Genomic DNA, 15,766 nt, shown 5'->3' on the forward strand with positions numbered 1-15,766 from the left:
CGGCGGGTACCCGTCACGGTCCGACGGCGGCCAGCAGATCCTGCGCGCAGGCTCGTGCCGCGTACACCGCGGCGCCGCGGTAGCCGGGGCCGGCGTGCCGCGCCGGGTCGAGGAGGTCACGGGCCCGGGTGGCGGCCGCGACCGCGCGATCCGGGCTGCCGCCACTCGCCAGGACGTCGCAGGCCTGCGCGAGTCCGGCGACCGCCTCGCCCAGCGGCCGCGGCAGTTCCTCTCCGGCGTCGACGGCGGCCCGGGTGACGCGGACCAGGGTGAGGACCGCGTTGGCCTGCAACGTCAGGTGCCGGCTGCGGGCGATGGCGCGCTCCACGCTCCCCCGCAGCTTCCAGCGGCGCGGGGCGACGAGCACCGTCTGCCGGGCGGTTCCCCTGGCCTGCTCCAAGGCGGCCAGCCGCGCGTGGATCCGCTGGCCGGTCGCCAGTTCGCGGTCGACCTCGTCGCCGGCCGACGACGGGCCGTCGAGCCGGAGATCCTTCAGCGCGTCGCGCAGCTCGGCGAACAGGTCCGCGGTGGCCTCCCGGAGCAGCCGGTGCGGGTCGGCGCGTACCAGCAGGACCCCGATCACCACCACGACTCCTCCGCCGATCAGCGCGTCCACCAGCCGTTCGGTCCCCGAGCCCGGCCGGTGCAGCGCGAGGACCAGGATCGCCGACGCCGCGGTCTGGTTGACGAACATCAGGCCCTGGCCGAACGGGCCGCCGCCGAAGGCCAGGGCGCCGTACACCGCGAGGAGCGCGGCCAGCGCGAACGCCGGGGCGCTCGTGCCGGCCAGCGCTTCCACGGCCGCCCCCACGACGATGCCCAGCGCCACCCCGCACATCAGCTGCACCGCCCGCTGGCCCCGCAGGATGTCGCTGGCCGACAGCGAGACGGCGGCCGCGATCGGCGCGAAGAAGGGCTGCGGGTGGCCGAGCAGGTCGTGCGCGATGAACCAGGAGGCCCCGACCGCGACCGCGGTCTGCGCGACCGACCACCGGGCCCGCCGGAACCGCTCGCCGGCCGCCGCGGCCGTCGCTCGCAACCGTTCCCGCCACCGCGTCCTCATCGACGCCGGTCACCCGCCCGCACGGCCGGCCGGCAGCCGCGACACACGTACCGGCGGCGGTTGCAGTTGCCCGTCTTGATCGTCAGGTTGCGGTTCATCGCGTCACCCGGCGAAAGCGGTCGAGCCTGCACCATCAGGTGAGGTCGAGGATCGTCTTCCCGCGGCCGTGCCCGGAATCCAGCCGTTCGTGCGCTTTGCGCACCTGGTCCAGCGGCAGCACGTCTTCGACGACCGGCCGGGCCTGGCCGCGCTCGAACACCGGCGTCAGTTCCTCCAGCCGGCGGCGTTCCCGGGTCAGCATGATGCCGTGCAGCTGCTGGTTGCGCTGGTACAGCGGGCTCAGCTCGCCCTGGGGCGGCAGCACCGTGGCGATCCGGCCGAACGCACGGGTCGCCGCGCAGCTCTTGACCAGGTTTTCGCCGCCGACGAGGTCCAGCACGGCGTCGACGCCCGTGCCGCCGGTGTGCTCCAGGGCGACCTCGACCGGGTCGGCTTCGTGGTAGTCGATCGGCTCGGCGCCGAGGTCGCGCAGCAGGTCCTGGTTGTCCGGCCCGGCCGTGGCCAGCACCCGGGCGCCCGCCACGGTGGCGAACTGCACGGCGAACGTGCCGACCCCGCCGGCGCCGGCGTGCACCAGCACCGTCTCACCGGGACGTACCGCGAGCCGCCGGACGATGGCCTCCCACGCGGTGCCCCCGGCCAGCGGAATCGCCGCCGCCTCGACGTGGCTGAGCCCGCGGGGTTTGGGGGCGACGATGTCCGCGGCCACGACGTTCAGTTCGGTGTAGCTGCCGCATCGCGACGTCAGTTCCGGGGTGTAGAACACCTCGTCGCCCTCGGCGAAATCCGTCACGCCGGGGCCCACGGCTTCGACGACCCCCGAAACGTCACCGCCCAGGACGGCGGGCAGCTCGAGGTCCGGGATCGCCACCCCCTGCCGGATCTTCGCCTCCACCGGGTTGGTCCCGGACGCGAGCACCCGGACCAGGAGCTCCCCCGGCCCCGGCTCGGGCCGGTCGACCTCTTTCAGCGTCAGGACTTCGGGGCCACCGAATTCCGTCATCACGACGGCTTGCACAGACATTCCGTCCGCGTACCCGGCAGCGGCCGGCAGAAACCCCGTCCGTTTGTCCCCCACTCGCCCGGGTATCCACTCCGATGCCGTACCCGACCGGAAGGAACCGACGTGCCCGCACGCACCGCTGACGGCCCGAAGCTGATGCCCGAGACCGAAGAACTGGCGACCGGCAAGAACTTCGCCGCGGTCACCACCGTCCTGCCCAGCGGGCGGCTGCAGACGCAGATGATCTGGGTCGACGTCGAAGACGGCGAAATCGTGCTCAACACCGAAACCCACCGGGCGAAGGCCCGCAACGTCGCCCGCGACCCCCGGATCACCGTGCTGATCCGCGACGAGGCGAACCCCTACCGCTACGCCGAGGTCCGCGGCAAGGTGACGGGAGTCGAGAACGGCGAGCGAGCCCGCCGCCAGGTCGACCGGCTTTCCCGCAAGTACACCGGCGAGGACTACCCGCCGGAAAACATCAAGAGCGAGCGCGTGATCCTGCGCGTGACCCCGGAGCGGCAGACCTACATCGACCAGGCCAAAGGCGTCGCCGACTAACGGAACTGCAACCGGCTCGGCCCCGGCGGTCGACGGACACAGATGGACCGCCGGGGCCGGAACCATCACCTCACGCGCCGGAAGTGCCTCGGCGACGGCCACCGGTGCAGGGCGGAATTCCCGCCGCACCCAAACCAACCCGAGCAGGAGTAGCAGCGACGCGGCGACTGACATCGTCGAGGAAGCCGGCTGCTGGCGTCGAGCCCAAGCACGGCCAGGACGACCCGCTGCCGAGGAACAGCCAGGTCGTGCGGGCGGCCGTCGAGGACCAGTTCCACCGGTCCCAGCAGCCTGAGCCCACGCCGAACCCCCGTTCCCTCGCCGGGGCATGCTAGGTGGATGCGACGCACCGGAAGCACCGTGCCGACATACCCCATTTGCGACACCACTCAGCCGCGCTGTCCGGCCCAGGTTACCGTGCGAACGAGGGGCGACACCCCCATTCGGCCGCTGATCGGCGTGCTATTCGGAGAATACACCTGGACAGTCACGGCCGCGGCTTCGCTCTGTGAGATGCGGTGGTATCGACGGCACGATGCTGCTGCGCCGAGTCCTGAGTTTTCCTGACAGTTACCTCACGTCGGGGCTAGTCAAGCAGCCCGCCATGCGCACCGTCGCGTTGCACAGAGTGCAGTAGCTGCTCTGCGCGGCGCTTCACGACCACCGGGCAAGCCAAGTTTACCGACACCGCACACACGAGTCTGGGCGGCCGGAACTGCCGTCGACGAGGTCGCGCACGGATGGCGCCGCTCAACCTCCTCCCCCTTCGCGGATCGCGTCGCACTGTCATTTGCTGACACACGCACGTACCACACTCGCGTAGGCAATCTACCAAACAACATCAACCGTCAGCGGCGTAAAATCGTCGCCGCTTTCCCGGGAGTAAAGCATTCGCGCCGCGGAACAGTCACCGCATCTTCGTCGACATGTCAGCGCCGCCATCGACACAGCCACCTTTCGGGACGCGGTCGCCCAGACCCAGCTGGACGTCGACACCGGTAGGCGGATTGGCCAGCAAACTCGACCGAACAAATCCGCCGGCTGCTCACCGACAGCGAAAGGGCAAGCGGCCGGGACAATGCCATCACCGTGACCGTGCTCGTAGTTCCAGAAATCAGCGGCCGAGCAGCCCCCGCGAAGGGCCTCGCCCCTCCGTACCGACGTTCGGTCACCGCCTCATGCTCGGCCTCCGCGACTGCTCGCCGAAGCACTGCCGCGGGTGCTAGGCATCACGGCCGTCGCCACATAGCGCACCGTCGCACCGACAGGCCACCAGGCGTGCCATCCCCGCCTGTCAGCCGATGGCACGCCTGGTGGTGGTGGAACTGAACTCCACACTCATCGGGAAAGCGTCCGGATCAAGCGCCTGATGCAGCCAGGGCAGTGTCCCGCAGGCAGGTGCTCCCGGCTCGCTACGGATCTCCGTCGTAGGCCAGTGACAATCAGAGCTTCCTGGATTTCGCCGGCGTCACGCGCCTGGTGGACGCCAAGAGGGGCACTTAGTTCTCGGCCAATGAGGCGACGGCGGTGTCGGCAGCCAGTTCGGCGCGGCCGCGGGGCGGTGTAGAAGCACCATGCACAGTCGGCGACCGACATATCAGCTAGGCGAGGATCCAGAGCAGCGCCAGAAACCAGCAGCACCAACGCGACCGTGGCGGTAAAGCACCAGCCCACGTCGGCGGTGCGGCCGTGCCGCGCACCAGCGTGGCCGCCGGGTCGAGGACGGGCAGGCGCCCGACGTCCGTCACCAACGTGAATCCGCTGGCGGCCGGCAGGTGCAGCACGGCCAGGACCAGGACCGTGCGGTCGAACCCCGCCGTGCGATTGGGGTCAGTCATGTCTTCCTACGCGGTCCGCACCCATACCCCCACCGCGGAGCGAACGACAGGACCGATCCGGTCCAGCCGGGGCGGCGACCGCCGCACAGACGGTTTCGGCAAGGCTGTCAGAACGGCTATGGTCGATGTCGACGCAGACATTGACCCGCCGTCGGCCGAAGTTCACCCGGGCTGTGCGAGGATGGAGCCCGGTAGTCTAGCCAGGCCCTCCTTCACCGGCGCAAGCTGGCCTTCCGCGGCGCGGTCTCCGGCGTCCAAGCGGAATTCATCGCTACCGTGACCGGACCCGATCTCTCCGCCGCGCTGCCGGGTCTAGCGTCGTGAAGATCACCCGGCACGATCAAGGTCCCGGCACTACATCTATCCAAGTAGCGTAGCTATGTAACACTCCGGCCATGGAAGCGACTGTTTAGTGTTGGCCAGATGATGAGCCCAGAGCTAAGGGGTGACGGTGACATCGGGGTCAGGCGACGAACGATTGCGAGCGCAATCCAATTTGAGGCGCCTGCTCGCCAGCGTCTCCGATGATGATGCACGGGAACGACTGATCTCCGATGAGAGTGTGTCCGTCGCCCTCACCGTGGCTGAGACCTCGCAGCCCCATCTAAAAGGCGACCTGGAGGCCAGGATCCTGCTGGGTCGTTGGCATTTTTACCGCTACCAGATCCTGCCCGTCGAAGAAAATCAGCAAGATTTCTACAGTGCACTTCATCTGTGGGCGCCGCTTATACAAGCAAACCCAAGCGCATTTCCAACCGCCATTAACCGGTATGCCTCCGAAGCCGGTCTTAACGAGCTAACAATGCGAGCCGCGCGATCGGCAGCACTCTACGAGCAGGCCGGCCTCCTTCCCTTTCTAGATAACGCGGTACAACTCTTCCGCACGGTTTCTGATCTAACGCCACCAAACCACCGCGACAAAGGATTGTCTTTGTCCAACCTTGGCAATGCGCTCCGCATCAGGTTTGAGCGCACGGAAAACACGAACGACATCGAAGAGGCGGTCCTGGCCAGCAGAGAAGCCGTGGTGGCGACACCAGGCGATCCCGACATCGGAACGTATTGGGACAACCTCGGGGTCGCGCTGCAGCACATGTTCGCGAGCAGGCAGCATGTCGACGACCTCATTGAGGCTGTCGAGTCCCACCGAAACGCTATTTCCGCCACTCCCGACAGCCACTACGCAGTCAGTGGTCGCTTATCCAACCTGGGCGGCGCGCTACTCCACCTGTTCCGACACTCGGGCGACCGAAGCTCGCTCGACCAGGCTCTTGAGATTCTACCTCGCGCAGTCCAGAAGTCAGCGCCGCATGAGCTGGGCAGGTGCCTGTCGAATCTGGGAGCCGCACTACTCGCCAGGTTCAAGCAGACAGGGCTACCGGCGGACCTGGAAGAAGCAATCGACGTCAAAAGGAGGGCGGTTGCCGCTACACCGGAAGACAGTCCGGAACTTGTGCCGGTGCTGGGCAATCTCATCAATGCGCTCTGGTCCGGCTGTGACTTCACAACGCCTGCAGCTGACCTTGACCCGCATTCAGCTCTGGCGACGGAAAGCCGACTGGAAGAGCTAGGACTGGTCTTGACGAGACAATACTCGATTACGCAGGCCGCCGACATCTTTAACAAATTCATTTTGACTTGGACAAGGCTTACTTCGATCACCACGGAAGAACGTGACGAATTCCGCACTAGGGCCACGGTTCTTGCTGACATTTTGATCACACACTACCGGCTCACCGGTAAACTTTCCGAGCTAGAGGATGCACTGCATTGGCGGGTACGCGCCTATGACTCGACTCCCGTCGATCACCCTGAATACAGCGTTATGGCGTCCAACCGTGGCAGCGCCTTGCAACGGAGATTCGATCACTCCGGCAACTTGACAGACTTGGTTGATGCTATAAGCCTGCACCGCCAGGCAGTCGCAAGCACACCACGAGACGACCCTCAGGTCGCACGGCACTCCGCGAACCTCGGCATAGCGCTCGTACGCTGGTTCGAGAATACTCCCGAACAGGACGTCCTGGACGAGGCAATCGACCTGCTCCAAACGGCCTTGAAGTTGACGCCGCCGACGGACCCGAGCTACCGCCCGCTGCTGTCAAAGCTCGGCGTCGCTCACCTGCGCCACTACCTACGCACAGGCGACGGAACCATGCTCGACAACGCTGTCGAGTTCGCGCGGAAAGCGATCACGAATACTGAGACCGACGACATTGGCAACCACCTGAACAACCTTGGCACGGCGCTCTCGGTCCGCTTCCTGCATACCGCAAGCCCGTCAGACCTCGACGAGGCGATCGACGTCGGGAAACAGGCGGTCGCAGCCACACCCACTGGCGACCCACGGCGGCGTAGACGCTTGAGTAACCTCAGCAGCTCCCTGCTCAGAAAGTTCGAAGACACCGGGGACGTCGGCCACCTAGATGAAGCAATCGCCATCGCCCGGTTGGCCACTGATGGCGTCTCACCATTCAACGCCGAATTCACGAGCACGATGATCGTGCTCGCCGATGCCCTTAAGGCTCGTTTCGAATTTGATCAGGACGATAGCGCTTTGAACGAGTGCCGGGAACGCTATGCCTCCGCAGCGCAAGCAACATCCGGGCCGGTCGACCAGCGGATCCTGGCCGCGCGTCTTGCCGCAGACGTCGACCTTGCCGCGGACGACGCGCAACATGCGTTGTCGATGGCCGAGCACGCCGTCGACCTTCTCGGTTTGGTCAAGTCCAGGCGACTGCGGCGCTCAGACCGCCAGCATCGCATCTCACAGTCCGCCAACCTTGCCGCTACAGCAGCAACTGCGGCCGTACTGGCCGGGCGTCCCGCCCGTGCGGTCGAGCTCCTCGAACAGACGCGCGGCCTATTGATCACTGACACAATCGACACCTGCGGCCGCTTGGACGAGCTGGAGTGCCACGCACCCGACCTAGCCTTGGAGTTCTCCCGCCTACGCGATGTGGTCGATGTGCTCGACCACTGCGACCGCGAAGCAGAGAACGTTGCTTCGGACACTCGCCCCGATAGAAGGCCGGACTCGCATTCTCGTCAACGCCAGGAAACGATCGAGCAATGGGATCGTTTACTGACTCGGATACGCGCAATACCGAGTCTCGCCAAGTTTCTGCTTCCGCCGCCAATTGAGGACCTTGTAAAGACCGCCAGCGAAGGACCTGTCGTTTATGTCTTCACTCACAATATCGGGTCTCACGCGCTGATTCTCCGAGACCTGCCGGAGGCGCCTGTTGAAGTAATACCGCTTCCAAAGATGACCAAGCACGACGCACACCAGAACATTGCAACATTGCGGGGCGCCATTACCAGCGGTGCGCACACCCCCTGGACCTCCGGAATTCGCCTCCGCAAAGTTTTCGCATGGATGTGGGATTCCCTTGCCGGACCAGTGCTAGCTCACCTGGGCTACCGTTCCACGCCGGTCGACGCGACCTGGCCTCGATTATGGTGGTGCCCGGTCGGCGAACTGGCCCACCTCCCGCTGCACGCCGCAGGACACCACCCCCAAACCCAGGAACTGGCTGAGTCGAACGTCGACGCCGTGATCGACCGAGTCGTCTCGTCCTACACCCCCACCGCGCGAGCGTTGCAGCACAGCCGAAGGCCCTTGAGCGTTACCGCCACAAGCACCCTAGTGGTCGCTGTACCCGACGCTCCCGGCACTCGCAGACTCAACACGGTGCCGACAGAGGTGGCCACTGTCCTACGGCTCATCCCTGAGGTCACTGTTCTGCCCGCACCCGGATGCGAGGCAACCAGGGAAAGCGTCGCGACCAATCTGGCCACATGCGACATTGCCCACTTCGCCTGTCATGGCGAAGCCGACTGGCTAGACCCTGCCCAGGGCAAGCTCCTGCTGCACGACCACATTGCAAACCCGTTAACCGTCCAGCGACTCGTCGCTTTGCAGCTCACGAAGGCCACTCTCGCATATCTTTCCGCGTGCGACACAACAACCGTCACCACTAAACACGCCAACGAGGCAATTCATCTTACCGGCGCACTCCAGTTGGCAGGGTTTCGATCCGTCGTAGGTACACTCTGGTCAATCGACGACGCGGCCGGCGCCGTAGTCGCACGCACATTTTACGAGCACCTGACCAACTATGGCACACGGAGACCCGAGCCAGGCAAAGTGGCCCACGCGCTACACCAAGCTTTGCGCGCTTACCGTAACTCGATACCGGTCTACTTCGACCAGTGGGCGTCGTATGTCCATTCGGGCGCCTAACCTGAAACTTTTGTCTTCTTAGAGAGGAAAGGGCACATGAACGACGCTGATCGAATGGTCCTAAGTCTGCTTTGCGAGGACTTGCACGGCCTTCGGCAGGTGTGCCACCAGCAGGGCCAGTTGCAACAAAACCTGCTTCGGCGCATCGAGGCCGAGGCTTTGCGACGCCGTCCTGTGGCGACCCTGCTGGCAGAATTAGTCGGCAGCCCGCCCGAGGATCTCGTGGCAGCCCGACGCGGCCTTGCCGCTGGACTTTCGGGCTTCAGCCAAGGCAAAGCCGACGACGAAGTATTCGTCTGCCCAGACGCAGCATGCGACCGCCAAGTACGCGTGGCGCCCGCAGGCGCGCCGCCCCGATGCCTGCTTGCCAACACCTTCATGAGGCGACTCTAATGTAAAAATACTGCAAATTGCATAATCGAAGAAGCTGCGACCGATTGCAGCGCCTAGATTTCATTCGAACTGCAGCTACCAACGCGATTTGGCGAGCATGATCCTTTTTCTGACCACTCAATACCCGAATCGGATCGTCCAATTTGGCCGCCGCGGCATTGCAAACCGGAACACAGAGTGCGCGCCAACATACACCTGAATCACACAATCTCTCGACCAAGGTGTACGCCTACTGCATTCATTCACATTTCGACGAGATTCCTAGTCGGCGCCGATTCGACGTAAAACGTCCGACGGAGCGGAGCGCGGTCGCGTGGTCAGCCGGTCGTCGAGCGGCGGTAGTTTTTTCTGGATTTGACGCGATTGCCGCAGCGGGCCATCGAGCACCACTGTTTGTTGCGTGCCGGCGACAGGTCGACGAACCGCAGGCTGCAGTCCTCCGCGGCGCATTCCCGGACGTTCGCCCCTTCGGCGGCTCGCTGGATCGCGTCCGCACTCAGGGTGGCCAGTGCCGCGGAGGCGGGGTCGCCGGGCAGGATGCGGTAGGACTCGGGCAGGGCACCCGGCACCGAACGCAGCTGCAACACCGCCCGGGGCGCCTTGGTCGCCGCCTCGTTGAGGGTCCGGACGGCCTTCTCGGGCGGGGGCTCGCGCCGGCCGACGGACATCAGCACCGCGTCGATGGTCTCCCTCAGCGCGAGCGCCTCGGCGTGACGGCTTTCGGACACCTCCGGCGGCCGGTCCGCGACGCCGGCGGCGACCAGCCAGGCGGCGAAATCTTCGGGCGTGACCACGGTTTCGCGGCCGCCGAGGTACCGGTCGCGGAGCGTGTTGAGGAAGTTCACGCTCGGGGACACGCTGTCGAAGATCCACTCGGACACCCAGTCAGTCTAACCGCCTTGCATCGACGCCCCCGCGTTGCTAACGTTCTAACCGGGTTAGGCGGTTGGACGGGGGTACTTTCCAACTTGATGACGCCGTCTCCTGGTTTCTCATGCCTACGGCACTTCCGTCACCTACTTTCCTTGGTCAACGGCGACTCACCTCCTATTTCCCCACAGGCAGATACGGAAGGTTTTTTGTCGTGTTGTCATTTCCCGCGGGGCACCAGCCGCGCTACAAGGACTTTTCCATTCGCGCCATCTCCGACGAAACGCTGCGTGAAGGGGGTGAACGTGCCCCGTTCGGCGCCGACGACCGGCGCAAGGTCCGGCTGATCGAGGCCATCACGCAGGCCGGCGTGACGGACATCGACGTCGGCTCGGGGATCACCGAGGCCGCGTTCGTCCGCTCGGTACTGGACGCCAAGCACCTCATGGGCCGCATTCCCGACCAGGCCGGATTCTCCTTCAACCTCACCCTGAAAACCTGGGAACCGCTGTGCGAGCAGCTCGAACAACAACTACCCCGCACCTATCTCGGTGACATCTACGTGAGCATCGGGATGATCGAAATCGACAGCGAGCACCGGCTTTTCGAAAAGGTGGTCGACCGGCTGCGCTCGATCGGCGTGACCAAACTCCGCTCCAGCCTGCTCAACGCGTTCTCGAGCACCGTCGACGACATCAAGTACGAACACCTCAACAGCCAGATCGAGCGGTGCCGTCAACAGGGCATCTCGCTGATCCGCATCAACGACTCCGTGGGCACCCTGATGCCCGACGCCACCGCGGTGCTGGCCGCCAACCTGGTCCACGACAACCCGGACGTCACCTTCTACCTGCACGGGCACAACGACCGCGGGATCGGCACGGCCAACTCGCTGATGTCGGTGTTCCACGGTTTCCAGATGATCGAAGGCGGCGTCGCCGGGGTCGGCAACCGGGCCGGCCTGGCCGAACTGGAGAGCATCGCGGCCGTCTTCGCGGACAACAACATCACCGTCGACGCCGCCCCGCTGGACCTGGACAAGCTGAGCGTGGCCGCACGGCTGTCGGAGAAGACGTTCCTGGCCGCACCCGATCCGTACCGCGCAGTAAGCGGTTTCCTGGTGCGGAACGAGAACGCGGGCATCGTGAACGTGCCGGACTACCTCGGTGTGTCCCGCGACGTCGAGTACTTCCTGAACCGGATCGGGCTGTTCCCCACCTACATCCGGCAGATCCTGGCCGAGGCGGGCATGAGCCCGGAAACGCTGACCAGCGAAACGTTCATCAACGAGGTCTACGACGAGCTCGCCGGCCGGATGGACAGCCTTTATGAACGCAAGCGCGTGGAATACGAACAGCTGAGCAGGCAGCTCGAAGAATTCTACGACGACATGATCCGCCTCGACGACGTGCAGACTTGCGCGTTGGAGGTGATGGGCCGGCACCGGTCCATCGAGCGGCAGGTCTACTCGAAGGCAGCATGATGAAAGTCCTTGTCCACGGGGCCGGCGGGATCGGCCTGTACTTCTCCGCAGTCCTCGGCCGCGCCGGGGCCGAGGTCACGCTGAAGGGCAGGCCCGCCACGGTCTCGGAGGCACGGACCCATCCCCTCGAGCTGACCCGGCACGGCCGCACCGAGCACGTCGACGGCGTCACCGTCGTCGACGTGCTCGACGGCCTCCCCGCACCCGACCTGGTGATCCTCGCGGTGAAGTCGTGGCAGGTCGACGACGCGGCCGCGGAGCTGGCGAAGATCGCCGGTCCGGACACCGTCGTGCTGCCGATGCAGAACGGCGTGGACGCTCCCGGTATCCTCGCTGCCCGCCTCGGGCCCGAGCGGGTGCTCGGCTGCGCCTGCGTGGTGATCGCCAAGCGGACCGGCCCGCTCGCGGTGACGTGCGTGGGCGCCGACGCCACGCTGGAAATCGGCGCGCTCGGCCCCGAACCCCGGCACCTGGCGGCGGTGACCGGGCTGCTGGAAAGCGCGGGCGCAACCGTGCGCCACTCGGCCGACATCCAGGTCACGCTGTGGAAGAAGCTGATGCTCATCGCCTCCTACGGCGGCATCGGCGCGCTGTCGCGGCAGCCGGTCGGTGTCACCTCCCGGACGCCGGAACTGGCCGCACTCGTCGAACGGGCGATGCGTGAGGTGGCCGCGGTGGCCAGAGCCCGTGGCGTTCCGCTCGGGGAACACCACGTCGCCGAGGCCATGCGCGTCTTCCGCTCGTTCGCCCCCGGCACGACCGCGTCGATGCAGCGCGACCTCGCCGCGGGTCGTCCGTCCGAACTGGACGACCAGAACGGCGCCGTAGTGCGCTACGGCCTCGAATCCGGAGTGGACACACCGATCCACGCCTGCGTCTACGCGGCGAACCTGTGGTCGGAACGTCAAGCGCGGAAGGCAGGCAGATGAATTCGGGAACCACCGCCACCCGGCTGACCCTCGGCGGGGTGATCGCCGTCAGCACGGGCAACTTCTTCGTGGCCTTCGACGCTTCGGCGGTGAACGTGGCGCTGCCGAGCATCCGGGCCTCGCTCGGCGCGTCGGAGTCCGTGCAGCAGTGGTTCCTCGACAGCTACACGATCCCGCTGTGCGTCTTCCTGCTCGCGGCCGGTGTGGTGGGTGACCGATGGGGCGTCGGCCGCGTCTACCGCTGGTCGCTCGCCACCTTCGGTGTCGCGTCGCTGCTGTGCGCCCTCGCGCAGACCGGCGAGCAGCTGATCGTCACGCGGGCGCTGCAGGGCGCCAGCGCGAGCTTCATGCTGCCGATGACCCTGTCGATCATCGCCAAGGGCATCCCCGACCTCCGCCGCCGGGCCCGGACCATCGGCGCCTGGGGGGTGGTCGGCGGGTTCGGGATCGCGTTCGCCCCGATCATCGGCGGTCTCATCGCGCACTACGCCGGCTGGCGCTGGCTTTTCGCCGTCAACGTGCCCGTCTGCGTGGCCGCCCTGCTGATGATCCGGCGCTTCCACGACGCCCCGAGCCTCGCGGGACGCCGCTTCGGGCCGGTCGGGCAGGCGCTGTTCTGCCTCACGCTCACCTGCCTGGCCGGTGCGCTGATCGAAATCGGCCACCGGTCGCCCGGCGCGCCGATCGTGCTCGCGCTCGGCGGCGGGTTCGTCGTGTCGCTGGTCGCGCTCGTGGTGTCCCAGCGCTTCAGCAGCGCGCCGATGCTGCCGCGGGCGCTGTTCACGCACCGGCCGTTCCTGTTCGTCGTGCTTTCCGGGGGTTTCTACCAGCTCGCCTCCTACGGATCGCTGCTCGTGCTGGCGCTCTACCTCCAGGTGAAGGAGGGTTACTCGGCCGACATCGCGGGGTACGCCATGCTGCCCTGCTGCGTGGCCTGGCTGAGCGGGAACGTGCTCGCCATGCGGGTACCGCCCTCGGCGCGCCGCCGGGTGATCGTCGCGGCGACCGTCCTCGGGGCCACCGGCGGCCTGCTGGTCGCCACCACCTCGCTGGCCGCCTCGACCCCGCTGACCATGGCGGTCACCATCCCGATCGGCATCGCGTCGGGCCTGCTGGCGTCGTCGCTGAGCGCCGAGGCCATGCACCTGTGCCCGCCGGAGATCTCCGGCACCGCGTCCGGCCTGCTCAACACGAGCAGGCAGACCGGGATGGCCATCGCGATCGCGGTGCTCGGCGGCCTGGGGTACGCGCACCAGCTGCTGGTACCGATGACCATCATCGCGGGCGGCTTCGCCGTCGTGCTCCTGTGCTGCCTCAGGGCGTTCACCGCGGTGGCGCCGGATCCCGAACCCGACGTGGCGCTGCCCGCCCGATCCGGGCGGCGGTGAGCCGTGCAACGGATACCGCGGCTGTGGACCGCCGCCTACAGTCCCCGCCGCACCGTGTTTTGCCGGACGTTCGCCCGGTGCGCCCTGTACGCCAGGGACCTCGTCCGCCATCTGGCCCTTGTGGACCACACACCCTTCACCAGCCTTTGAAAGCCCCGCACTGGGCGGCGGCCGGCCCCGTAAATTCCTCTTGACCCGTTCTTGACCATCACTGGGGCAGTTGGACGGCTGACGTTCGCCTCGACGTCGAGAGCCGGGCACGTGCGTCAGCAAGCATCCGCACATGGAAATCCCCAGAGTCGGCGTCCCGGACGCACTGGCCACCCGCCTCAGCATGGCCGAACAGCACGAGTTCCTCTCCCGCCGATCGCTGCTCAAGGGCGCAGCGGCGACCGGTGCCCTGCTCGCCGCCGGCCCGCTCCTGCTGCCCGGGACCGCCTACGCCGACGGCGCGAAGGTGGCGCCCGCCGGCCGTCACCTCGCGTTCGGCCGCAACCCGCGCACCGACATCCGGGTCGCCTGGCAGGTCCCGACCCGGGTCAAGAACCCGTTCCTGCGCGTCGCCGAGCACCACGACCGGCACGGGATCCAGTGGGGGCACCGCATCCCCGCCGAGACCCGCGCCCTGCACTCCGAAGTCGCCGGCGTGATCGCGCCGTACGACCAGTACTACCTGCACGCCGAGGCGAACTGCCTCACGCCGGGCCGCACCTACACCTACGCCGTCGGCCACGACGGCTTCGACCCGGCCAAGGGCGACGGCGGGGCCGCCGCGATCTCGACGTTCACCACCGCACCCGCCCGCGGCTTCCCCACCGGGAAGTTCACCTTCACCGCGTTCGGCGACCAGGGTGTCTCCACCACCGCGCTGGCCCAGGACGGCGCCGTCGCGAAGCAGAACCCGCGGTTCCACCTGCTCGCCGGCGACATCGCCTACGCCGACCCGAGCGGCGCCGGCCTCCCGCCGGGGCCCGTCTCGGACGGCGGCCACGACCTGTTCGACCCGAAGGTCTGGGACGCCTACTACAACCAGATCGAGGGCGTCGCGGCGTCGGTGCCGTGGATGGTGACCACCGGCAACCACGACATGGAGGCGCTGTACTCGCCCGACGGCTACGGCGGCCAGACCGCGCGCTGGGACTTCCCCGGCAGCGGCCCGGCGGACTGCCCGAGCGTGTACTCCTTCATCTACGGCAACGTCGGCGTGATTTCCCTCGACGCCAACGACGTCTCCTACGAGATCCCCGCGAACCTCGGCTACTCGCGCGGCTCGCAGACCGCGTGGCTCAAGCGCCGCCTGCGGTACCTGCGGCTGCAGCCGGACGTCGACTTCATCGTCGTGTTCTTCCACCACTGCGCCTACTCCACGACCAACCAGCACGCCTCCGAGGGCGGCGTGCGGGAGGAGTGGGTGCCGCTGTTCGACCAGTTCCACGTCGACCTGGTGGTCAACGGGCACAACCACATCTACGAGCGCACCGACGCCCTGCGCGGCGGCCGGGTGACGCGCAAGGTGGCGATCGGCGACACCGTCGACCCGGACCGCGACGGCACGGTCTACGCCACCTGCGGCGGCGGGGGCCGGAGCGTCTACAGCTTCCCGGTCCCCGACAGCTTCGACGGCGAATTCACCTCTTACCACTGGGTGAAGGGCGGCGGGAAGGAGACCGAGACGGTCGGCTGGTCGCGCGTGCGCTACACCGGCTACTCGTTCCTCGCGATCGACGCCGAGCCGGCGTGGTTCGGGCGGAAGACCACGCTGACGGTGCGGACCCTGCGCAACGACGGCGTGGAGATCGACCGCTTCACACTGCGCCGCACAGCGGGCTTCCACACGGCGGCGGCGCACTCCGCCACCTCGGGAGCCGGCACTTCGGGGGTCGGCGCCGACCCCGGTGACGCCTGAACTCGAGGTTCGTTGACGAGTCCGGA

The 15,766-nt window shown here is 66.9% G+C and carries 11 protein-coding genes; 7 read left to right on the forward strand and 4 right to left on the reverse strand.

The window, feature by feature from the left end; translation table 11 throughout:
• Positions 1-13: 13 nt before the first annotated feature.
• Together HUT10_RS07545 and HUT10_RS07550 are read right to left on the reverse strand one after the other, a co-directional pair.
• Positions 14-1,063 carry an aromatic acid exporter family protein gene (locus tag HUT10_RS07545; protein ID WP_176170507.1) on the reverse strand — a complete coding sequence of 350 codons (1,050 nt, stop codon included), beginning with the start codon at positions 1,061-1,063 and terminating at the stop codon, positions 14-16.
• A gap of 133 nt (positions 1,064-1,196) precedes the next feature.
• Positions 1,197-2,147 (reverse strand): zinc-dependent alcohol dehydrogenase family protein, encoded by a 951-nt coding sequence (locus HUT10_RS07550; protein ID WP_176170508.1) that lies wholly within the window; start codon positions 2,145-2,147, stop codon positions 1,197-1,199.
• A 102-nt stretch (positions 2,148-2,249) separates the two neighbouring features.
• On the opposite strand from HUT10_RS07550, the gene HUT10_RS07555 reads away from it, so the two are divergent.
• The gene (locus tag HUT10_RS07555) at positions 2,250-2,687 is read left to right on the forward strand and encodes a PPOX class F420-dependent oxidoreductase (protein ID WP_176170509.1); all 438 of its coding nucleotides are present in this window, start codon (positions 2,250-2,252) and stop codon (positions 2,685-2,687) included.
• A 1,601-nt stretch (positions 2,688-4,288) separates the two neighbouring features.
• Here the strand turns inward: HUT10_RS07555 and HUT10_RS07560 are convergent.
• Positions 4,289-4,525: a hypothetical protein gene (locus HUT10_RS07560; protein WP_176170510.1), complete on the reverse strand. Its 237-nt coding sequence runs from the start codon at positions 4,523-4,525 to the stop codon at positions 4,289-4,291.
• Positions 4,526-4,970: 445 nt separating this feature from the next.
• Here HUT10_RS07560 and HUT10_RS07565 point away from each other — a divergent pair, with 445 nt between their 5' ends.
• A complete protein-coding gene (locus HUT10_RS07565; protein WP_176170511.1) occupies positions 4,971-8,771 on the forward strand; it encodes a CHAT domain-containing tetratricopeptide repeat protein in 3,801 nt (1,266 codons plus the stop codon).
• Between the two features lie 36 nt (positions 8,772-8,807).
• On the forward strand, positions 8,808-9,164 hold the full coding sequence (locus HUT10_RS07570; protein ID WP_176170512.1) for a hypothetical protein: 357 nt from the start codon (positions 8,808-8,810) through the stop codon (positions 9,162-9,164).
• Between the two features lie 317 nt (positions 9,165-9,481).
• Here HUT10_RS07570 and HUT10_RS07575 read toward each other — a convergent pair whose 3' ends face one another.
• Positions 9,482-10,045 (reverse strand): ABATE domain-containing protein, encoded by a 564-nt coding sequence (locus HUT10_RS07575; RefSeq protein ID WP_176170513.1) that lies wholly within the window; start codon positions 10,043-10,045, stop codon positions 9,482-9,484.
• 203 nt (positions 10,046-10,248) lie between these two features.
• Between HUT10_RS07575 and HUT10_RS07580 the strand changes: the two genes are divergently transcribed.
• The 4 genes from HUT10_RS07580 (at position 10,249) to HUT10_RS07595 (ending at position 15,740) form a co-directional block, all read left to right on the forward strand.
• The gene (locus HUT10_RS07580) at positions 10,249-11,517 is read left to right on the forward strand and encodes a 2-isopropylmalate synthase (RefSeq protein WP_176170514.1); all 1,269 of its coding nucleotides are present in this window, start codon (positions 10,249-10,251) and stop codon (positions 11,515-11,517) included.
• Complete coding sequence (locus HUT10_RS07585) at positions 11,514-12,446, forward strand: ketopantoate reductase family protein (protein ID WP_217709553.1); 933 nt, start codon at positions 11,514-11,516, stop codon at positions 12,444-12,446. The genes HUT10_RS07580 and HUT10_RS07585 overlap by 4 nt, the downstream gene beginning before the upstream one ends.
• Positions 12,443-13,834 (forward strand): MFS transporter, encoded by a 1,392-nt coding sequence (locus tag HUT10_RS07590; RefSeq protein ID WP_176170515.1) that lies wholly within the window; start codon positions 12,443-12,445, stop codon positions 13,832-13,834. The genes HUT10_RS07585 and HUT10_RS07590 overlap by 4 nt, the downstream gene beginning before the upstream one ends.
• Positions 13,835-14,117: 283 nt before the next feature.
• Complete coding sequence (locus HUT10_RS07595; RefSeq protein ID WP_176170516.1) at positions 14,118-15,740, forward strand: metallophosphoesterase family protein; 1,623 nt, start codon at positions 14,118-14,120, stop codon at positions 15,738-15,740.
• The last annotated feature ends 26 nt before the right edge of the window (positions 15,741-15,766 follow it).

Origin of the sequence: Amycolatopsis sp. Hca4, from assembly GCF_013364075.1 — a bacterium.
In the GTDB taxonomy this organism is placed as follows: domain Bacteria; phylum Actinomycetota; class Actinomycetes; order Mycobacteriales; family Pseudonocardiaceae; genus Amycolatopsis.